This window comes from Streptomyces sp. LUP47B (assembly GCF_001746295.1).
Lineage (GTDB): Bacteria > Actinomycetota > Actinomycetes > Streptomycetales > Streptomycetaceae > Streptomyces.
In genome coordinates, this window is record NZ_MJAH01000015.1 from 363,419 (window position 1) to 384,700 (window position 21,282).

Below are 21,282 nucleotides of genomic sequence, written 5' to 3' on the forward strand. Positions count from 1 at the left end.
TGGCGCGGCTGCTGGAGCGCGCCGATGTGACCGGGCTGCCCGCGGCCGTACCGGTTGCCGCGCTCGCGGCGGACGCCCGCGCCGACTGGGGGCGCACCGCGACGGCACGGGCCCGGCGGGCGGCCGTACTGGTCACCGCCCCGGTGGGGCTGTGTTTCCTGCCCGCGTTCATCGCCGTCGGCGTGCTGCCGATCGTGATCGGGCTCGCGGGCGGAGTGCTGGGAGGGGGTGGGCGATGACGGTCGACGGCCGGTGATCCGGCGGACGAGCACGTCAGGCGGTTGTCAACAGGACTGATCCTTACGGGGGTTGAGATGTACAAGGCGGTATGGGCGCGCATGTGTGCCCTGGTGTGCAGGACCATGACCGGGGCGCGGGCGACGCGCGACGACAGGGGGATGGTGACGTCCGAGTACGCGATGGGGATCGTCGCGGCGGTGGCGTTCGCGGTGGTGCTCTACAAGGTGGTGACCAGCGGGGCCGTCAGCGCGGAACTCCAGGCCATCGTGAAGCGGGCGCTCGATGCGAAGGCGTGAACGGGCGGGAGATCAGGGGTTCGTGACGGCGGAGTCGGCCATGGTGCTGCCCGTGCTGGTGATGTTCGCGATGGCGCTCGTGTGGGGGCTGCTGGTGGTGGCCGCGCAGATCCAATGTGTGGATGCCGCCAGGACAGGCGCACGCGCGGCGGCCCGCCAGGACCCCGCCGAGGCGGTCGTCCGGGTGGCCCGGGACACGGCGCCACGCGACGCGCATGTGACGGTCGCCCGGGAGGGTGACCGGGTCCGCGTGGTGGTCGTGGCCAAGCCGCCCGCGTTGCACGGCCTGCCCTTCGAGGTGCGGGAGGAGGCCGTGGCATGGGCGGAGGAGACGGTGGGGGAAGGAGGGTGAGCGGCGGTTCGACGAGGAGGGGATCCTCGGAGCGCGGGGTTGCGGTCGCGCGGCCCCCCGCCGCGCGGTCGGCGAAAGCCCGGTTCGCGGAAGCCGGCCTCACCGGCGCGCGCCGCGCTGTTGCCCGGTTCGCCGGCGTCCACCTCGGCGCCGCCCGTTCGGACCGTGGTTCCGCCACCGTCTGGAGTGTCGGTGCCATCGCGGTGCTGTGCGTGGTGTTCGGGGCCGTGCTGGCCCTCGGGCAGGCCGTCGTCGTACGGCACCGGGCGGCCGGGGGCGCGGATCTCGCGGCGCTCGCGGCGGCGGACCACTGGGCCGACGGGCCCGAGGTGGCCTGCGCCCGGGCCGAGGGGGTGGCGCGAGACCAGGGCACGCGGCTCGGGCGGTGCGCGATGGTCGGCGAGATCTCGGACGTGACGGCGGCCTCGGGGCGGGGGCCTTTCACAGCGGAGGTCAGGGCACGGGCGGGGCCTGCGGGGCCTGTTACGTCACAGGCTCCGCTTCCGCCAGGATCCCAGGGGACACCGCGTCCTGTCGGTTCGGCGCCTCCTGGAGCCCCGGCACCGGGGTCCCTGGGGGGTCAGACGCCGTTGGCTCGGTCGGCGCCACGGTGAGGCTTGGGGCTGGGATCTCCGCCGGTGTCAGGGTGCGGCTCGGATCCGGGTCCTCCGCCACATCCCAAGGCCTCCCCGTCACTGTCAGCTCCATCGGCACCCCGGTGAGGCCAGGCTAGGGCCCCTCCTTCGGCAGCCTGGGAAGCTCCGCGTCGGCCTCCTCCTTGGGCAGCCTGGGGAGCCCCGCGTCCGCCCCCGCCTTCGGCGCCCCGGGAAGGGCCCCCTCCGCCCCCTCCGCCGGCACCCCGGGAAGGTCCCCCTCCGCCCCTTCCTCCGGCGCCCCCCGCAACAGCACCGTGAGCAGCCGTACCGCCCCCCTCTTGTGCAGCGGGTCGTTGCCGTTGCCGCACTTGGGGGACTGGATGCAGGACGGACAGCCGGCGTCGCACTCGCAGGAGGCGATGGCCTGGCGGGTGGCGGTGAGCCAGGCGCGGGCGGTGTGGAAGGCGCGCTCCGCGAAGCCCGCGCCGCCCGGGTGACCGTCGTAGACGAAGACCGTGGGGAGCAGCGTGTCGGGGTGGAGGGGGATCGACACGCCGCCGATGTCCCAGCGGTCGCAGGTCGCGAAGAGGGGCAGCAGACCGATCGAGGCGTGCTCGGCGGCGTGCAGCGCGCCGCCGAGGATCTCCGGGTTGATCCGGGCCTCGTCGAGCTGGTCCTCGGTGACCGTCCACCACACCGCGCGCGTGCGGAGCGTACGAGGAGGGAGGTCGAGTTTCGTCTCGCCGAGCACTTCACCTGTGATCAGACGTCTGCGGAGGAAGGAGACCACCTGGTTGGTGACCTCGACGGAGCCGTAGCACAACCTGCCCTCGCCCCAGGGGACTTCGACATCCGTCTCCAGGACGGCGATGGACGTCGTGTCGCGGGCGACCGTCGAATACGACGGGCTCGCCTCCTCGACCAGTGCCACCGAGTCCTCCAGGTCCAGCGACCGGACCAGATACGTACGGCCCTGATGGAGGTGGACCGCGCCCTCGTGGACGGCGGTGTGGGCGGAGCCCGCGTCGACCGTGCCGAGGAGGCGGCCCGTGCCCGACTCGACGATCTGGATGGGACGCCCACCCTCCCCTCGGATGTCGGTGAGGTCGGCGGCCCGCTCCCGGCGGGTCCAGTGCCAGGCCTTGGTGCGGCGGCGCAGAAGCTTCGCGGACTCCAGCTGCCCCAGCAAGCTCTCGGTCTCCGGCCCGAACAACTCAAAGTCCTCGTCCGTCAACGGCAGTTCCGCCGCCGCCGCGCACAGGTGGGGGGCGAGGACGTACGGGTTGTCGGGGTCGAGGACCGTGGACTCCACCGGCTGGTCGAAGAGGGCCTCGGGATGGTGGACGAGGAAGGTGTCCAGGGGGTCGTCGCGGGCCACCAGGATCGCCAGCGCCCCCTGGCCGGCCCGTCCCGCCCGGCCTGCCTGCTGCCACAGGGACGCGCGTGTGCCGGGGTAACCGGAGATCAGCACGGCGTCCAGTCCCGAGACGTCGATGCCGAGTTCCAGTGCGGTCGTGGCGGCCAGGCCCAGCAGCTCTCCCGAATGCAGGGCCTGTTCCAGGGCGCGGCGCTCCTCCGGGAGATAGCCGCCGCGGTACGCCGCCACCCGGCGGGCCAGGGAGCGGTCGACCTCCGCCAGCCGCTCCTGGGCGATCACGGAGATCAGCTCGGCGCCGCGCCGGGAGCGGACGAAGGCGACCGAGCGCACTCCCTGTACGGCGAGATCGGTGAGGAGATCCGCCGTCTCGGCGGTGGCCGTACGGCGGACCGGGGCGCCCTTCTCGCCCTGCATCTCGGTGAGCGGGGGCTCCCAGAGGGCAAACACCAGTTCGCCGCGCGGTGAGGCGTCGTCGGCGACCTCGACCACGGGGAGGCCGGTGAGGCGGCGGGCGGCCACCGACGGCTCGGCGGCGGTCGCGGAGGCCAGCAGGAAGACGGGGGAGGCGCCGTAGCGGGCGCAGAGGCGGCGCAGCCGGCGCAGCACCTGGGCGACGTGGGAGCCGAACACGCCCCGGTAGGTGTGGCACTCGTCGATGACGACGTACTTGAGCGCCTTCAGGAAGGAGGACCAGCGGGAGTGGGACGGGAGTATCCCGCGGTGCAGCATGTCCGGGTTGGTCAGCACGTAGTTGGCGTACTGGCGGATCCATTCACGTTCCTCGAACGGCGTGTCGCCGTCGTAGACCGCAGGGCGTACGGAATTGGCCAGCGGTTGTGAAAGTTCCTTCACAGAGCGGCACTGGTCGGCCGCCAGGGCCTTCGTCGGGGAGAGGTAGAGCGTGGTGGCGCCCCGGCCGTTCGGGGCCTCTGAGCCGTCCAGAAGTGTGGAGAGGACCGGCACGAGGTACGCCAGGGACTTGCCGGAGGCGGTGCCGGTGGCGACGACGACCGACTCGCCGTCCAGCGCGTGTTCGGCCGCGCGTGCCTGGTGGGCCCAGGGATGATCGATACCGCAGGCCTGGACGGCTGCGATGACCTCCGAGCGGATCCGGTCGGGCCAGACGGCATGGCGACCCGCACGTGGGGGCAAGTGCTCCGTATGAGTGATGCGCGCAGCCCGGCTCGGCCCGGCGGCGAGCCGGTCCAGGACCGTGCTCGGCGTGGGGCGGGGACCGGCGTCCGCCGAGGGTCGATCGGATCGGAGATTCTTGGCCATCGGCACCGAGTGTGTCACTGGCGTGACGGACAATGGGACCAAGGCGTCGTGCACGCCTGCCGGTAAGTGATTGAATGCCATCGCGGCTGGCGAACCGTCCGGGGGCTTCAAGCCGAGGTGTCCCGAGGGGCGACCGCTCGATAGCAAGGTGCTGGAGGATCCGTGGACCTGTCTCTGTCGACCGAAACCATCGGCGATCGCACGATCGTCAGGGTCGGTGGCGAAATCGACGTATATACCGCGCCCAAGCTGCGCGAGCAGCTGGTCGAGCTGGTGAACGACGGCAGTTTCCACCTTGTCGTCGACATGGAGGGCGTGGACTTCCTCGACTCCACCGGGCTCGGCGTACTGGTGGGCGGACTGAAGCGGGTGCGTGCCCATGAGGGCTCGCTGCGCCTGGTCTGCAACCAGGAGCGCATTCTCAAGATCTTCCGTATCACCGGCCTCACCAAGGTGTTCCCGATTCACACCTCGGTCGAGGAAGCGGTGGCGGCGACCGACTGATCCGTTCCCGGGCCCGTGCCCGGGGCGGCAGCAGGACGCCGGTAGAAGCAAAAAGAAGGGGTCCGGGCTTTCGGCGGCCCGGTCCCCCGACAGCACGCCCGTAGTTCCGAGGGGGACGCATGGCCACCGTTGAACTCCGTTTCAGCGCGCTGCCCGAGCACGTCAGGACCGCCCGACTGGTGGCGGCGGCGGTGGCGCGCAGGTCCGGAGTGGACGAGGCCGTCCTCGACGAGGTCAGACTCGCTGTCGGCGAGGCCTGCACCCGTGCCGTCGGACTGCACCAGAGTGGCGGCATCACCGCGCCGGTCCAGGTGCTGCTGATCGATGAGGAGAAGCAGTTCTCCATCGAGGTCGGCGACGAGGCGCCACGTTCGGCCCCGGGTGACCGGGCTCCGGGCGCCCTGGGTGAGGACCCCGACATGGAGACCGAGGAGGACGAGATGGGCCTCGCGGTCATCAGCGGTCTCGTCGACGATGTCGAGGTCACCGCGGGAGAGCACGGCGGACAGATCCGTATGACCTGGCCGACCACGCCGCCGGCCGCAGTGCTCCCCTGATTTTCACCCGTTCGAATCAGTTTTCTGTTCGACACGCGGAAGGGCCCCACCACACCGGTGGGGCCCTTCCGCATGTCGGCATGAGCTTTCTGTGCCTACAGTGGTCTGGTCCGATGCATATCGTGAATTGGTTCACGATCTAGATATCGGCCATGAATGCCCCCGGGGCATTACTGCTTTCAGGTTGTGTAAAGGTGAATTCCGTTTACCGCGCCCTGTTTTGATCAGGACGGGGTACCTACAATCCGTCCACATCTTGAGCTCAGCCCAAGCGTCAAGGAGGACGAATGGCGGGGCTTTCTACCCCTGATCAGTTGGACCAGCCCACAACAACCCTCGCGGCCGCGGTGCTCACCGACGACAACCGGGTGCTGATCGCGGTCATCGCGGTCGTCGCCCTCGCGGCGCTCGTGGTGGCGGGGGTCCTGGTACGCCAGGTGCTCGCGGCCGGCGAGGGCACCGACAGCATGAAAAAGATCGCGAAGGCCATCCAGCAAGGCGCCAACGCCTATCTGGCACGCCAGTTGCGCACGCTCGGCGTATTCGCCGTCGTCGTGTTCTTCCTGCTCATGCTGCTGCCCGCGGACGACTGGAATCAGCGCGCAGGCCGATCACTGTTCTTCTTGATCGGCGCCGCGTTCTCGGCGACCACCGGCTATATCGGCATGTGGCTCGCCGTGCGCAGCAATGTGCGTGTCGCCGCGGCGGCGCGAGAAGCCACTCCGGCGGAAGGTGAGCCGGAAAAGGATCTCACCGCCGTCTCCCACAAAGCCATGAAGATCGCTTTCCGTACGGGCGGCGTGGTCGGCATGTTCACGGTGGGGCTCGGTCTGCTGGGCGCCTCCTGTGTGGTGCTCGTGTACGCGGCCGACGCGCCGAAGGTCCTGGAGGGTTTCGGTCTCGGCGCGGCGCTCATCGCAATGTTCATGAGGGTCGGCGGCGGCATCTTCACCAAGGCCGCCGACGTCGGCGCCGACCTGGTCGGCAAGGTCGAGCAGGGCATTCCGGAGGACGACCCGCGCAACGCCGCGACCATCGCCGACAACGTGGGCGACAACGTGGGCGACTGCGCGGGCATGGCGGCCGACCTCTTCGAGTCGTACGCCGTGACCCTGGTCGCCGCGCTGATCCTCGGCAAGGTGGCCTTCGGCGACTCCGGACTCGCCTTCCCGCTGCTCGTCCCGGCGATCGGTGTGATCACCGCGATGATCGGCATCTTCGCGGTCGCGCCGCGCCGCTCCGACCGCAGCGGCATGTCCGCGATCAACCGCGGATTCTTCATCTCCGCGGTGATCTCGCTCGTGCTGGTGGCGATCGCCGTCTTCGTCTACCTGCCGGGGAAGTACGCCGACCTCGACGGCGTCACCGACGCGGCGATCAGCGGAAGGGACGGCGATCCGCGGATCCTCGCGCTCGTCGCGGTGGCGATCGGCATCCTGCTCGCCGCCGTCATCCAGCAGCTGACCGGCTACTTCACCGAGACCAACCGCCGCCCGGTCCAGGACATCGGCAAGACCTCGCTCACGGGGCCCGCCACCGTCGTCCTCGCCGGTATCTCGATCGGTCTCGAGTCGGCCGTCTACACCGCCCTGCTGATCGGCCTCGGCGTCTACGGGGCGTTCCTGCTCGGTGGCACCTCGATCATGCTGGCACTGTTCGCGGTGGCGCTGGCCGGCACCGGCCTGCTCACCACGGTCGGTGTGATTGTCGCCATGGACACCTTCGGGCCGGTCTCCGACAACGCGCAGGGCATCGCCGAGATGTCAGGCGACGTCGAGGGCGCGGGCGCGCAGGTGCTCACCAACCTGGACGCCGTCGGCAACACCACCAAGGCCATCACCAAGGGCATCGCCATCGCCACCGCGGTCCTCGCGGCGTCGGCGCTCTTCGGGTCGTACCGTGACGCGATCACGACCGGCGCGCAGGACGTCGGCGAGAAGCTCAGCGGGGACGGCGCGCCGATGAGCCTGATGATGGACATCTCGCAGCCCAACAACCTCGTCGGTCTGATCGCCGGCGCGGCGGTCGTCTTCCTCTTCTCGGGGCTGGCGATCAACGCGGTGTCGAGGTCGGCGGGTTCCGTGGTCTACGAGGTGCGGCGGCAGTTCCGCGACCATCCCGGGATCATGGACTACAGCGAGGAGCCGGAGTACGGCAAGGTCGTCGACATCTGCACGAGGGACGCCCTGCGCGAACTCACCACACCCGGTCTGCTCGCGGTGCTGGCGCCGATCTTCATCGGGTTCACCCTCGGCGTCGGCGCGCTCGGCGCGTTCCTCGCGGGAGCCATCGGCGCGGGCACCTTGATGGCTGTCTTCCTGGCCAACTCCGGCGGCGCCTGGGACAACGCCAAGAAGCTCGTCGAGGACGGTCACCACGGCGGCAAGGGCAGCGAGGCCCATGCCGCGACGGTGATCGGAGACACCGTCGGCGACCCCTTCAAGGACACCGCGGGGCCCGCGATCAACCCGCTGCTCAAGGTGATGAACCTGGTGGCGCTGCTGATCGCCCCGGCGGTGATCAAGTTCAGTTACGGCGAGGACAAGAGCATCGGCGTACGGATCTTCATCGCCGTCCTCGCGTTCCTCGTGATCGCCGGCGCGGTCTACGTCTCCAAGCGGCGCGGTATCGCCGTGGGTGACGAAGACAACGAGAAGAAGGTGGCCAAGTCGGTGGATCCCGCGGTGGTTTCGTAGGTTCTGGGACGAGGCCCAGCTCAAGGGGCGGGCGGGCGGCGCGTGTTCATGCGCCGCCCGCCCGCCTTGTGCGTGCGCGCCGCCCGGCCGTGAGGCTTCTCTCTCCTGGGGCGAACCGGAATGAAAGGAATGAAAATGTGACATTCAGTGCGTGGGTGTGGTGCGGGTGCTGTGTAAGGTCCGGGGGCTGAGAGGCCACGGAAGGGACCGATCCGGTGAACAAGAAGCTCGCGGCCGCACTGTCCGGCGGTGCGGTACTGGTACTGGCACTGACGGGATGCGGTGGCAGCGAGGACAACAAGGAACTCGACGCCTGGGCCAAGAAGGTCTGTGACCTGGTGCCGGCCCAGAACAAGAAGATCACGGCGGCCTACGACGCGATCACCAAGGCGGCCGAGGACACCGAGAGCACCCCGACGGAGCTCCAGAAGGCCGACTCCCAGGCCTTCCAGGACCTGTCCGACGGCTACAAGGCGCGCGCCACGGTCATCAAGAACGCCGGGGCGCCTCCCGGTGCCGAGGACGGTGAGAAGAAGCTCCAGGCCGCCGTCAAGCAGCTCACGGCACTCTCGGCCGCCTACACCGACATGAAGACGCAGGTGGACGGGCTGAACACCAAGGACCAGGCGAAGTTCGCGACCGGTCTCAAGGATGTCTCGGCCGAGATGAAGAAGGTGGAGACGCAGCGCCAGACCGCGCTCGCCGCGCTGAAGGACCTGGAGTCGGGCGACACCAAGCAGGCGCTGTCCGAGCAGTCGGGCTGCAAGCAGGCCTCGACGTCGCCGGGGGCGTCCGCGCCGGCGACGGACAGCTGAGCCCGCTCCGGCCTGCCGGTAGCTAGCGGTCCCTGGGGTGTCGGCAGGTGAGGGCACTCCTGGGCGTCCGCTCCGGCCGCGGTGGCCGAGCGGGGCGGCGAGTGGTTCGGTGAGGCGTGCGGTGCGGCGGACGCGGGCCACAATGGGGGCGTGAGTACCTCCAGCCTGCCCACGCTGCCCGCCGCCCCCGTCCCCGGGCGTCCCGACGTCACCGCCCGGCTGCGGGACGCCCTGATCGGGGCCTCCTTCACTGCCGACGGGCTGCTAGAGCTGCTCGGCGCGCCCGCGTACGCGGCGCTCGCGCGCAGCGAGACCGTGCCCGCGCTCCGGGCGACCCGCGGGGACGCCCCGCTGGCGGTGCTCGTGCGCCTGTTCCTCCTGCAGCAGCCGGTGCCCCACGCGCGCGTGGCAGACGTTCTGCCCGTCGACGCGTGTCTGGAGACCGGCTGGCTGGTCCGTGTCGGCAGCGATGAGGTGGCCGCGACGGTGGACGTACGGCCGTACGGCGGGCCCGGCGGCGAAGACTGGTTCATCGTGTCGGACCTCGGTTGTGCCGTCGGCGGCGCGGGCGGCATCGGCAGCCGTGACGAGGGTGTCGTCCTCGGGGTCGGCGGTGCCTCCACGACCCTGGCCGGCCTCACCGTCCGTACCCCCGTCGCCTCCGCCCTCGACGTCGGTACCGGCTCCGGGATCCAGGCCCTGCACGCCGTTCAGCACGCCACGCGCGTGACGGCGACCGATCTCAACCCGCGCGCGCTGCACATCACCGCGCTCACGCTGGCGCTGTCCGGGGCCCCGGCGGCCGATCTGCGGGAGGGCTCGCTGTTCGAGCCGCTCAAGCAGGACGAGACGTACGACCTGATCGTGTCGAACCCGCCCTTCGTGATCTCGCCGGGCGCGCGGCTGACGTACCGCGACGGCGGGATGGGCGGGGACGATCTGTGCCGCTCGGTCGTTCAGGGGGCGGGGGACTTGCTGAACGAGGGCGGGTTCGCGCAGTTCCTCGCCAACTGGCAGCACGTCGAGGGAGAAGACTGGCAGGACAGGCTCAGGTCGTGGGTGCCGCGCGGGTGCGACGCGTGGGTCGTGCAGCGCGAGGTGCAGGACGTCACGCAGTACGCCGAGCTGTGGCTCAGGGACGCCGGTGACCACCAGGGCGACCCGGCCGAGTACCAGGCGCTCTACGACGCCTGGCTGGACGAGTTCGAGGCGCGCAAGGTCAGGGCCGTCGGCTTCGGCTGGATCACCCTGCGCAGGACGGGCTCCGCCGTGCCCTCGGTCACCGTGGAGGAGTGGCCGCACCCGGTCGAGCAGCCCCTCGGCGACACCGTCAGGGCGCACTTCGAACGCCTCGACTACCTGCGCGCCAACGACGACGCGGCCCTGCTGGAGGCCCACTTCAGGCTCGCGCCCGAGATCATCCAGGAGCAGGTCGGGCTGCCCGGCGCGGAGGACCCGGAGCACGTGGTGCTGCGCCAGCACCGCGGGATGCGCCGGGCCACCAAGGTGGACACCGTCGGCGCGGGCTTCGCCGGTGTGTGCGACGGCTCGCTGAGCGCGGGCCGCATTCTCGACGCGATCGCCCAGCTCATGGGCGAGGACCCGGTCATGCTGCGCGACCGTACGCCCGCGCAGATCCGGCTGCTGGTGGAGCAGGGGTTCCTGGAGCCCGCGTGATCTGACGCCGGCCGCCACTGCTGAGGCGGGTTTGCCCTCCTGAGGCCCTTGTGTCTGCTCTGGCGGGATTGCCCCGGAAAAGGGCTCCTGTCAGTGGCAGGTGCGAAGCTACCTTCGAGAGACAGAGCTGACGCGTTCTCGGGGGAGGCGCGCTGTCTCGGACCCGGTGCTCGGGTCTCGGGGGGAGGCGTGATGGCGGGGGAGACGCCGGATCAGGGTGAGGGCAGGACCATCAACGGCCGGTACCGGCTGCTGCGGACGCTCGGCGCGGGCGGCATGGGCCGGGTCTGGCTGGCGTACGACGAGGACTTGGCCTGCGAGGTCGCGATGAAGGAGATCGCGCTTCCGGACACGCCGATGGACGCGGGTGAAACGGCCCAGCGCATCGCCCGGGCCCGCAGCGAGGCCCGGCACGCGGCCCGGCTGCGCGGCCATCCCCATGTGGCGACGGTGCACGATGTGGTGGTCCACGAGGGACTGCCGTGGATCGTCATGGAACACGTGCCGGACGCGGTCGACCTCCAGGCGGTCGTACGGCGTTCGGGGCCGCTGTCGTCCGAGCACGTGGCCCGCATCGGCCTCGCCGTCCTCGACGCCCTCACCGCGGGGCACCGCGTCGGCATCCTCCACAGGGATGTGAAACCGGCCAACATCCTTCTGGCGCCGGACGCTTCGGGCGACCCCTACGCGCGCGTGCTGCTCACCGACTACGGCATCGCCCTCCAGCCCGAGTCCCGCGAGCCCCGTCTCACCGCGACCGCGGGCATCCTCGGCACCCCGGGCTATCTCGCGCCGGAGCGCGCCCGGGGCGAACCACCCACCCCCGCCGCCGACCTGTTCTCCCTGGGCGCCACGCTGTACGCCGCGGTCGAGGGCCGCGGCCCCTTCGACCGCCACGGCGAGTTCGCCACGCTGACGGCCCTGCTGGGAGAGGACCCCACTCCGCCCGCCCGGGCCGGTGAACTCACGCCGGTGCTGCTGGGGTTGCTCGTCAAGGATCCCGTGCGCAGGTTCTCGCCGGAGACGGCGAAGCGGGGGCTGGAGCGGGTCGTGCAGGGGGTCTGGGGCGCCTCGGGTGCGGCCGGGTCGGCGTACGGCTCCTCGGCGGGAGGGTTCGGGCCGCCGGTCGGTGGCTGGGGGCCGCCGCCGGGGACTCCGCAGACACCGGGGACTCCACAGACGCCGCCCACTCCGGTGGGCGCGGCCGGTGGCGGCGGTCAGGCCGACGCGAGTCCTGCTGGAGCAGATGCGGCCGACGCGCGCCCCGGTCCTGGGGAACCTGCCACGCCGGGGGCGACACCCGGCTCGGCGCCGCCGTACAGCGCGTGGCCGCCCGCGGCAGGTCAGGCGTCGGAACCGGGCAACCCCTATGCGCAGGGGGCGGGTTCGCCTCATGCGGGCGGGGAGGGCTCGGTCGGACAACACGAGCGGGGTGAGGCTTCGGCGGGTCCGTACGCGCGTGGCGAAGCCAACGCGGGGCCGTACGCGAGCGGGGGCTCCTCGTCACCGTACGGCGGCGGGGGTCCGGGCTCCCCCTGCGGCGGTGGAGCTTCGGCGCTGTACTCGGGCGGTGGCTCCTCGCAGCCGTACGGGAGCGGGACGCCCGCCGGATACGGCGGCTCGGGTGCGCTCGGCAGCCCCACCGTCGCCGGCGCGCCCACCGCCTTCGGCGGACCCGTCGGTCCTGGCGGACCCGGAGGCCGGGCACCGTACTCGTTGACCCCGCCCCCGCCCCCGCGCCCGCGCCCCGCCGCCAAGAAACGCCTCGCGCTCGTCGCTCTCGTCGTCGGTGTGCTCCTCGTCGTCGCGGGCGGTGCGTGGGGAGTCATGTCGCTGACCGGGGACGACGGCAAGAAGGACACGGCGACCAAGTCCTCGCCGAACACGAGCACGCGTTCGTCACAGGGGGCCTCGCCCACCGGGCCCTTGATGCCGTACGGCGAGGTGGTCGGGCTCGATGAGCCTTTGGAGACCGGGGACTGCGTGCAGGCGGTCTGGTCGGGGACGCCGTTCAGGTCGGCGCCGAACCTCGGGGTCGTGGACTGCGCGGACGACTGGCCGGACGGCCAGGTGGTGGCGGTCGACACGGCCGCCGACTTCGCCGATGCCAGGGCCCAGGGCGCGAAACGCTGCGCCAACCTGAGCCGAGCCGTCGTGGACGCGCTGCCGGACGCGGCCGGCTACGCCGTCGTGCCGACCGAGGAGGGCTTCGGTGCGGCGGGCAGCGGTACGGCATGTCTCGTACTCGGCCGCCATGCCGCGATCGGCGGTGAGGTGGGCCGCTTCCGGGACCTGGGCACCGACTTGTGGGTCGGTCAGATGAGCGTCGGTGACTGCTGGGTCTACCAGCAGCTCGACGACGGCTACAAGGCTCCGCTCACCGACTGCTCGAAGGCCCACACCGATCAGGTGATCGGCACGGTTCAGGCCCCGGCCGAAATGAGCTACAAGAAGGGCACCGACAACGCGACCAAGTTGTGCGGCAACAAATTCGAATCGACCTGGGCGGCCGGCCAGGAGCGTCTTGTGTACGGCTGGGTGGCCGACCAGGACGACTGGAAGAAGGGATTCAACAAGATCGTGTGCACGGTCAGCCTGACCGACAACAAGAAGTCGAGCGGGAAGATACCCCCGCTTGGCGCGGTCTGAATCCGGTCGGTTTCCGCGCCGAATCCGGTCGCGCCCCCTCGGAGCAGCAGCGGGATCAGGGTAAGAACCGAACGAGAACCGGACGGCCGGAGTGGCGATCCGGCGGTCGGCCGGGGGGCCGGTCCGGGGAAGTCCGCGGTCGTGTCGGCGCGGCGTTCACCCGGGGTTCGTCTGTCCGCCGCCCGCGCGTGCCAGTCTCCATCGAAGGTGCACGCGCGGGTGGCAGAAAAGGGGCACGGGGAGCCATGGAGAGCGGACCGGCGATCTTCGCGGGAATGGTGTTCGCCCTGTTCGGAGGAGGGCTGCTGGTGTGGACCGCGGCCCGGGTGCGCCATCGTGAACCCGTCGCCCATGGTGTGAGTCCCGTCGCATCCGCGACCGTCGCGACCCTCGCCGCGCTGATCACGCTGGCCCTCGCCGCATGGTGCTTCGCCCGTCTCTAGGACGGCTCCCGGGACGCCCGCGCGAGTGGGCCGACCAGGAATGGGGAGATCAGCCTCCGGATGAGCTCGAAAAGGCCGGTGGGCGCTCGGGGCGGCAGGAATGGCGGTAGTCGGGTTACCGTTCGAGTGGCCGTTGCGGGCTTTTCCCGTTTGACACGGGGGCGGGATGTACCGTCACACTCCGCAGCGTCAGCATGACCCGACCCCGGGAACCAAGGCCTGGGGAGACCCCAGTGTCGACCGGAGAGAAGAGCGAAGTTGTCCCCGACCAGCGAGACCGCAAAGGGCGGCCGCCGACTCGTCATCGTCGAGTCGCCTGCCAAGGCGAAGACGATCAAGGGCTATCTCGGCCCCGGATACGTCGTCGAGGCGAGCGTCGGGCACATCCGCGACCTCCCCAACGGCGCCGCGGAGGTGCCCGAGAAGTACACCGGCGAGGTCCGCCGGCTCGGCGTCGACGTCGAGCACGACTTCGAGCCGATCTATGTCGTCAACGCCGACAAGCGGGCCCAGGTCAAGAAGCTCAAGGAGCTGCTGAAGGACTCCGACGAGCTCTTCCTCGCCACCGATGAGGACCGCGAGGGCGAGGCGATCGCCTGGCACCTCCAGGAGGTCCTCAAGCCCAAGGTCCCGGTCAAGCGGATGGTCTTCCACGAGATCACCAAGGCCGCGATCCAGGCCGCTGTCGCCAACCCGCGCGAGCTGAACCAGAAGCTGGTCGACGCCCAGGAGACCCGCCGTATCCTCGACCGCCTCTACGGCTACGAGGTCTCGCCGGTCCTGTGGAAGAAGGTCATGCCGCGCCTGTCGGCCGGCCGTGTCCAGTCGGTCGCGACCCGGCTCGTGGTGGAGCGGGAACGCGAGCGCATCGCGTTTCGTTCTGCCGAGTACTGGGACCTGACAGGCACCTTCGCGACCGGCCGCGCGGGGGACTCCTCGGACCCGTCGTCGCTGGTCGCCCGCCTCCAGACCGTCGACGGCAGGCGGGTCGCGCAGGGCCGCGACTTCGACTCCCTGGGACAACTGAAGAGCGCGAACACCCTCCACCTCGACGAGGCGAACGCCCGCGCCCTGGCCGCGGCCCTGGACCAGACGCGGTTCGCGGTCCGCTCGGTCGAGTCCAAGCCGTACCGCCGCTCGCCGTACGCCCCGTTCCGTACGACGACCCTCCAGCAGGAGGCCTCGCGCAAGCTCGGCTTCGGTGCGAAGGCGACCATGCAGGTGGCCCAGAAGCTGTACGAGAACGGCTTCATCACCTATATGCGTACGGACTCCACGACCCTGAGCGAGACCGCCATCACCGCGGCTCGCGCCCAGGTCACGCAGTTGTACGGCGCCGACTACCTGCCGTCGTCCCCGCGCACCTACGCCGGGAAGGTCAAGAACGCGCAGGAGGCGCACGAGGCGATCCGCCCCTCGGGTGACCGTTTCCGTACGCCCGCCGAGACCGGCCTGACCGGCGACCAGTTCAAGCTCTACGAGCTGATCTGGAAGCGCACGGTCGCCTCGCAGATGAAGGACGCGACCGGCAACAGCGTCACCGTGAAGATCGGCGGCACCGCCGCCGACGGGCGGGACGTCGAGTTCAGCGCCTCCGGCAAGACGATCACCTTCCACGGCTTCCTCAAGGCCTACGTCGAAGGCGCCGACGACCCGAACGCCGAGCTGGACGACCGCGAGCGCAGGCTGCCCCAGGTCGCCGAGGGCGATGCCCTGAGCGCCCGGGAGATCACGGTCGACGGGCACGCCACCAAGCCCCCGGCCCGCTACACCGAGGCCAGCCTGGTCAAGGAGCTCGAGGAGCGGGAGATCGGCCGCCCGTCGACGTACGCGTCGATCATCGGCACGATCCTCGACCGCGGCTATGTCTTCAAGAAGGGCACGGCACTGGTGCCGTCCTTCCTGTCCTTCGCCGTGGTCAACCTCCTGGAGAAGCACTTCGGCAGGCTCGTCGACTACGACTTCACCGCCCGGATGGAGGACGACCTCGACCGCATCGCGGCCGGTCAGGCCCAGTCCGTGCCGTGGCTGCGGCGCTTCTACTTCGGTGAGGGCACGCCCACGGGCGGCGCGGCCGACGCGGGCAACGGCGACGGGGACCACCTCGGCGGTCTCAAGGAACTGGTCACCGACCTGGGCGCGATCGACGCGCGCGAGGTGTCGTCCTTCCCGGTCGGCAACGACATCGTGCTCAGGGTCGGCCGCTACGGCCCGTACATCGAGCGTGGCGAGAAGGACTCCGAGAACCACCAGCGGGCGGACGTCCCCGAGGACCTGGCGCCCGACGAGCTGTCCGTGGAGCTCGCGGAGGAACTGCTCGCCAAGCCGAGCGGTGACTTCGAGCTCGGCGCCGACCCGGCCACGGGTCACCAGATCATCGCCCGCGACGGCCGCTACGGCCCGTACGTCACCGAAGTGCTCCCCGAGGGCACCCCGAAGACCGGCAAGAACGCCGTGAAGCCGCGTACGGCCTCGCTGTTCAAGTCGATGTCACTGGACACGGTGACGCTCGCCGACGCGCTCAAACTGATGTCGCTGCCGCGTGTCGTGGGCGCCGACGCCGAGGGCCAGGAGATCACCGCGCAGAACGGCCGCTACGGGCCGTATCTGAAGAAGGGCACGGACTCGCGCTCGCTGCAGACCGAGGACCAGCTCTTCACGATCACCCTCGAAGAGGCGCTGGCGATCTACGCCCAGCCCAAGCAGCGTGGCCGGGCCGCCGCCAAGCCGCCGCTGAAGGAGCTGGGCACCGACCCGGTCAGCGAGAAGCCGGTCGTGGTCAAGGACGGCCGTTTCGGACCGTACGTGACCGACGGGGAGACCAACGCGACCCTGCGCTCCGGCGACAGCGTCGAGGAGATCACCCCGGAGCGCGGTTTCGAACTGCTCGCCGAGAAGCGGGCGAAGGCGCCCGCCAAGAAGACGGCGAAGAAGGCGCCCGCCAAGAAGGCCCCGGCCAAGAAGGTGGCGGCCGCCAAGACCGCGGCGAAGAAGACGACCACGGCCGCGAAGAAGACGACGGCGAAGAAGACCACCGCGAAGAAGGCGACGGCTTCCAAGACGGCGTCCGAGGACTGAGTTCGGGTCTTCCGGCCCTCTGTCGGGTCCGGATACCTCCACTGAGGCTTCGCAATGCGAACGCCCCGGCATCACTTTGGTGTCGGGGCGTGCGCACCTGCGGACGCGCTCCCCGGGCTGTCAGTGGCTCCCGATAGGCTGAATGCATGACGCGTGCCGACCAGCCAACGGCCCTTGACCCGGCCCCCGACGACGCCCTGGTCGCGGACTCCCGCGAGCGCGCCGCCCGCGCCCTGCTGCGCAGGCCCCAGCTGAAACGCCTGTGGAGCGCCCAACTCGTCGGCGGGATCGGCGACACCCTCGCGCTTCTGGTGCTGGTGCTGCTGGCCCTTCAGGCGGCCATCGCCCAGGGCTCGTTCGGCGGCGGCTACCGAGGCGTGGCGTTCGCAGTGGCGACCGTCTTCGGTACGCGCATCCTGGCGACGCTGCTCTTCGGCGCCGTCCTGCTCGGCCCGCTGACCTCGCTCACTTCGCACGAGGGGCCGCTCGACCGCCGGTGGACCATGGTCGGCGCGGACGGAGTCAGGCTCGCCCTGCTCATCGTCGCGCCGCTGTGGATCGACTGGACGCCGGACAACGCCCTCGCGATGCTCCTGGTGACCGCCTTCGTGACCGGGGTCGCCGAGCGCTTCTGGACGGTGTGCCGCGAGAGCGCGGCGCCCGCCCTGCTCCCGGAACCTCCCCCGGAGGGGGCGACGGTACGGCCGCTGCCGGACCACCTGGACGCACTGCGCCGCCTGTCGCTGCGGACGACGTTCGTGGCGATCCCGCTGGCCGGTGCCGCGCTCGTCGTCGCCGGCCTGCTCAACAACCTGCTGGGCTCCGGCCTCGACTGGTTCGGCCAGCACCAGGCGGCCCTCGCGTCGTACGTCGCGGCAGGTCTGTTCGCCGCGTCCCTGTCCGTGCTGACCTTCCTGGAACTGCCCGGCACGCGCACCCCGCGCGCGCGTTCGCCGCTGGAGGGGCTGCGCCGGCCCAAGACGGGCACCGGCGTCGACAAGGGCCGTACCGGCGCGATGCCGCTGCTGGTGGCGGCCTGCGTGGCCGTCGCCGGAGCGATCGCGGCCGCCGTGGCCGTCGCCGTGCTGCACGCCAAGGACCTGGGCGGCGGCCCGGTGATGTACGGCCTGATGGTGACCGCGCTGACCGGCGGTGTCGTGGTCGGTGTCCGTATGGCGCCCAGGGTGCTGGTCTCCCTGTCGCGGCGGCGGCTGCTCGCGTTGGCGATCGCCTTCACCGGCATCGCCCTGCTGGCCGCCGGGCTCGTCCCGGATGTCACCACCGTGCTGCTGATCGACGTGCTGGCCGGTGTCGGCGCGGGTGTGGCCGCGAACACCGGGCACACCCTGCTCGACCAGGAGACCGAGGAGTACCGCCGGGCGCGGACCACCGAGCATCTGCACGCGGTCGTGCGGGTCGGTGTGGCGCTCGGCGCGCTCGTCGCCCCCGTGGTGGCCGCGGCGATCGGCCCGCACCGGCTGGTGAACGGCAAGTTCGTGTTCGCGCACGGCGGCGCCGCGTTCACCCTCATGCTGGTCGGCGCGCTGTTGCTGCCGGTCGCCGCGCTGGTGCTGGCCAAGGTCGACGACCGGTCCGGCGTCCCCCTGCGGCACGACCTGCGGGACGCGCTGCTCGGCGGCGACGACCCGGTGACCGTGCCCGCCGACACGGGCTTCTTCATCGCGCTGGAGGGCGGCGACGGGGCCGGGAAGTCCACCCAGGCCGAGGCGCTCGCCGAGTGGATCCGGGCCAAGGGCCACGAGGTCGTGCTGACACGCGAGCCCGGGGCGACCCCGGTGGGCAAGCGGCTGCGGTCGATCCTGCTGGACGTGTCGAGCACCGGGCTCTCGCACCGGGCGGAGGCACTGCTGTACGCGGCGGACCGCGCGGAGCACGTGGACACCGTGGTCAGGCCCGCACTGGAGCGCGGTGCGGTGGTGATCTCGGACCGCTACACCGACTCCTCCGTGGCCTACCAGGGCGCTGGGCGCGACCTGTCCCCGACGGAGATCGCCCGCATCAACCGCTGGGCGACGGACGGTCTGGTGCCTCATCTGACCGTCCTGCTGGACGTGTCCCCGGAGATCGCCCGCGAGCGGTTCACCGAGGCGCCGGACCGGCTGGAGTCGGAGCCGGCGGAGTTCCACGCGCGCGTGCGCTCCGGATTCCTCACGCTGGCCGCCGCCGACCCCGGGCGGTACCTGGTCGTGGACGCCGGGCAGGAGCCCGAGGCCGTCACGACCGTCGTTCGGCATCGGCTCGACCAGATGCTGCCGCTCTCCGAGCAGGAGATCAGGGAGCAGGAGGAGGCCCGGCGCAAGGCCGAGGAGGAAGCGCGCCGCAAGGCCGAGGAAGAGGCCGCGCGCAAGGCCGAGGAGGAGCGCCTGGAGCGTGAGCGCCAGGAGCAGCTGGCCCGGCTGAAGGCCGAGGAGGAGGAGCGCAAGCGGCGCGAGCTGGAGGAGGCCCAGCGTCGCGAGGCCGAGCGGCAGGCGGAGGAGGCCCGGCTGCGGGCCGAGGAAGCGCGCAGGCGGGCCGAGGAGGAGCGGGTCCGTCTTCTCGCCGAGGAGAAGGCGCGCGCCGAGGAAGAGGCGCGGCGCAAGGCCCAGGAGGAGGCCTCCCGCAAGCGGGCCGAGGAGGAGGCGCGACTGCGTGCCGAGGCCGAGGAGCGGCGGCTGGAGAAGCAGCGCAAGGCGGAGGAGGCGTTGCTGCGGGCGGAGGAGGCCCGGCGGCTCGCCGAGTCCGCGGCCGCGGCGGCGGAGGCGGGGCCCAAGCAGGCTGCCACTCCCACTGCGGGCATGGACGCGGCGACCGTGCCCACTCCTGTGGTGACGCCGACGAACGCGTCGGGCGGGCCGGTGGACGAGACGGCTGTGCTGCCCCGGGTGCCCATGGAGAAGGACGACGAGGACGCGTCCGCGGGTGGGGCCTCCGGTGGGTCCACCTCCGACGCCGAGGTGACGGCCGAGCTGCCGCAGCCGCCGGTGCCTCCGGGTGCGGCGGACGAGACCGCGGTGCTGCCTCCCGTCCCGCCGGGTTCCGCCGACGAGACGGCCGTGCTGCCTCCGGTGCCGGGGGAGGAGCCCTCGGATCGGGTGCCGCCGGGGTACTTCCGCGACGAGGAGCGCACGCGGGAGCTGCCGCAGGTCGACGAGACGGGGACTCCTCGGCGGAGGGCGCGGTCGGACTGGGCCGAGGAGACGCCGTTGGACGACCTTCCTACGCTCGCCGATGAGCTGCTCGGACCGCACGACGACGAGTACGGAGACGACCGCGGCCGACGCCGGGGGCGCTAGCGGTCGTTCCGCGACTGCGGGCGCGTTGTGGCCGGCGCCCACCGGCCCGGGGCCGACGACCGACTGTCGGCCCCGTTGTCAGTGGTCGCCCGCACAATGGATCCCGTAGCGCGAATGGATCCCGTAGCGCGAAGCAAGACGAAAGGGCGGCGTGACCCATGACCGTATGGGACGACCTGGTCGGCCAGGAGAGGGTCAGCGAGCAGCTCGCGGCCGCCGCCAAGGACGCCGACGCCCAGGTCACCGCCGTCACCACCGGCACCCCGCCGCCCGAGGCGTCGAAGATGACGCATGCCTGGCTGTTCACGGGACCCCCGGGGGCGGGCCGGAACCAGACGGCGCGGGCCTTCGCGGCCGCGCTGCAGTGCGTCAGTCCGGACCGGGCTCTCGGTGGAATCCCGGGCTGCGGGTTCTGCGACGGCTGCCATACGGCACTCATCGGCACCCACGCCGACGTCACCTCCGTGGCAGCCATCGGCAGCCAGATCCTCGCCGACGACATGCGGGACACCGTCAGGAAGTCGTTCACCTCGCCGGCCACCGGCCGCTGGCAGATCATCCTGGTCGAGGACGCCGAGCGGCTGAACGAGAAGTCGGCCAACGCGGTCCTCAAAGCCGTGGAGGAGCCCGCCCCCCGTACCGTCTGGCTGCTGTGCGCGCCGTCCATCGAGGACGTCCTGCCGACGATCCGCTCCCGCTGCCGCCACCTGAACCTGAGCACCCCCTCCGTGGCGGCCGTCGCCGACATGCTCGTGCGCCGGGAGGGCGTCGAGCCCGCCGCCGCGATGGCCGCCGCCCGTGCCACCCAGGGCCATGTCGACCGCGCCCGCCGCCTCGCCACCGACCCGGCCGCCCGTGAGCGCCGCGCCGCCGTTCTGAAGTTGCCGCTGCGCGTCGAGGACGTCGGCGGCTGCCTCAGGGCCGCGCAGGAACTCGTCGACGCGGCGGCCGACGACGCCAAGCAGCTCGCCGAGGAGATGGACGGCAAGGAGACCGAGGAGCTGAAGGCCGCGATGGGTGCCTCCCAGGGCGGCCGGATGCCCCGCGGCACGGCGGGCGTGATGAAGGACCTGGAGGACCGGCAGAAGCGCCGCCGCACCCGCACCCAGCGCGACAGCCTCGACCTGGCGCTGACCGATCTCACCGCCTTCTACCGTGATGTCCTCGCTCTCCAGCTCGGCTCACGGGTGGCGATCGCCAACGTGGACGCCGAGGAAGCCCTGGAGCGGCTCGCCCGCGGCAGCTCCCCGGAGACCACGCTCCGGCGGATCGAGGCGATCGGCGCCTGCCGTGAGGCTCTCGACCGCAATGTGGCCCCGCTGCTCGCGGTCGAGGCGATGACGATGGCGCTCAGAGCAGGTTGACCACGTCACTCGTAAGAGGCTTTGTTTACACGGATTGTGATCAGTAAACTGCACAGAGTTACGCTC

14 protein-coding genes and 1 pseudogene are annotated in these 21,282 nt (G+C 71.3%); 14 read left to right on the forward strand and 1 reads right to left on the reverse strand.

Going from position 1 to position 21,282, the window contains the following annotated elements:
* The 4 genes and pseudogenes from BFN33_RS37105 to BFN33_RS50515 all read left to right on the forward strand — a co-directional run.
* Nucleotides 1-239: pseudogene (locus tag BFN33_RS37105) on the forward strand (hypothetical protein); the annotation flags it as partial.
* 75 nt (nt 240-314) lie between these two features.
* Nucleotides 315-536, forward strand: a complete 222-nt coding sequence (locus tag BFN33_RS37110) for a DUF4244 domain-containing protein (RefSeq protein ID WP_069764578.1) — start codon at nt 315-317, stop codon at nt 534-536.
* On the forward strand, nt 523-888 hold the full coding sequence (locus BFN33_RS37115) for a TadE family type IV pilus minor pilin (RefSeq protein WP_079141196.1): 366 nt from the start codon (nt 523-525) through the stop codon (nt 886-888). Before BFN33_RS37110 ends, BFN33_RS37115 begins: the two co-directional genes overlap by 14 nt.
* On the forward strand, nt 855-1,502 hold the full coding sequence (locus BFN33_RS50515; RefSeq protein WP_370743346.1) for an Rv3654c family TadE-like protein: 648 nt from the start codon (nt 855-857) through the stop codon (nt 1,500-1,502). Before BFN33_RS37115 ends, BFN33_RS50515 begins: the two co-directional genes overlap by 34 nt.
* Nucleotides 1,503-1,617: 115 nt before the next feature.
* Here BFN33_RS50515 and BFN33_RS37125 read toward each other — a convergent pair whose 3' ends face one another.
* Nucleotides 1,618-4,221 carry a DEAD/DEAH box helicase gene (locus BFN33_RS37125; protein WP_256122960.1) on the reverse strand — a complete coding sequence of 868 codons (2,604 nt, stop codon included), beginning with the start codon at nt 4,219-4,221 and terminating at the stop codon, nt 1,618-1,620.
* Between the two features lie 81 nt (nt 4,222-4,302).
* On the opposite strand from BFN33_RS37125, the gene bldG reads away from it, so the two are divergent.
* The 10 genes from bldG (at nt 4,303) to BFN33_RS37175 (ending at nt 21,216) form a co-directional block, all read left to right on the forward strand.
* Nucleotides 4,303-4,644 carry an anti-sigma factor antagonist BldG gene (gene bldG, locus BFN33_RS37130; protein WP_024885807.1) on the forward strand — a complete coding sequence of 114 codons (342 nt, stop codon included), beginning with the start codon at nt 4,303-4,305 and terminating at the stop codon, nt 4,642-4,644.
* A gap of 119 nt (nt 4,645-4,763) precedes the next feature.
* Complete coding sequence (locus tag BFN33_RS37135; RefSeq protein ID WP_069764581.1) at nt 4,764-5,201, forward strand: ATP-binding protein; 438 nt, start codon at nt 4,764-4,766, stop codon at nt 5,199-5,201.
* A 287-nt stretch (nt 5,202-5,488) separates the two neighbouring features.
* Nucleotides 5,489-7,897, forward strand: a complete 2,409-nt coding sequence (locus BFN33_RS37140; RefSeq protein ID WP_069764582.1) for a sodium-translocating pyrophosphatase — start codon at nt 5,489-5,491, stop codon at nt 7,895-7,897.
* Nucleotides 7,898-8,112: 215 nt separating this feature from the next.
* Nucleotides 8,113-8,712, forward strand: coding sequence for a small secreted protein (locus BFN33_RS37145; RefSeq protein WP_069764583.1), 600 nt, complete (start codon nt 8,113-8,115; stop codon nt 8,710-8,712).
* Nucleotides 8,713-8,862: 150 nt separating this feature from the next.
* A complete protein-coding gene (locus BFN33_RS37150) occupies nt 8,863-10,389 on the forward strand; it encodes a methyltransferase (protein WP_069764723.1) in 1,527 nt (508 codons plus the stop codon).
* Nucleotides 10,390-10,581: 192 nt separating this feature from the next.
* A complete protein-coding gene (locus BFN33_RS37155; protein ID WP_069764584.1) occupies nt 10,582-13,038 on the forward strand; it encodes a serine/threonine-protein kinase in 2,457 nt (818 codons plus the stop codon).
* A 245-nt stretch (nt 13,039-13,283) separates the two neighbouring features.
* Nucleotides 13,284-13,481 (forward strand): hypothetical protein, encoded by a 198-nt coding sequence (locus BFN33_RS37160; protein WP_057612278.1) that lies wholly within the window; start codon nt 13,284-13,286, stop codon nt 13,479-13,481.
* A gap of 258 nt (nt 13,482-13,739) precedes the next feature.
* On the forward strand, nt 13,740-16,559 hold the full coding sequence (gene topA / locus BFN33_RS37165; protein ID WP_069764585.1) for a type I DNA topoisomerase: 2,820 nt from the start codon (nt 13,740-13,742) through the stop codon (nt 16,557-16,559).
* A 146-nt stretch (nt 16,560-16,705) separates the two neighbouring features.
* Nucleotides 16,706-19,852 (forward strand): dTMP kinase, encoded by a 3,147-nt coding sequence (gene tmk / locus BFN33_RS37170; protein ID WP_069764586.1) that lies wholly within the window; start codon nt 16,706-16,708, stop codon nt 19,850-19,852.
* Nucleotides 19,853-20,010: 158 nt separating this feature from the next.
* Nucleotides 20,011-21,216, forward strand: coding sequence for a DNA polymerase III subunit delta' (locus tag BFN33_RS37175; RefSeq protein WP_069764587.1), 1,206 nt, complete (start codon nt 20,011-20,013; stop codon nt 21,214-21,216).
* The last annotated feature ends 66 nt before the right edge of the window (nt 21,217-21,282 follow it).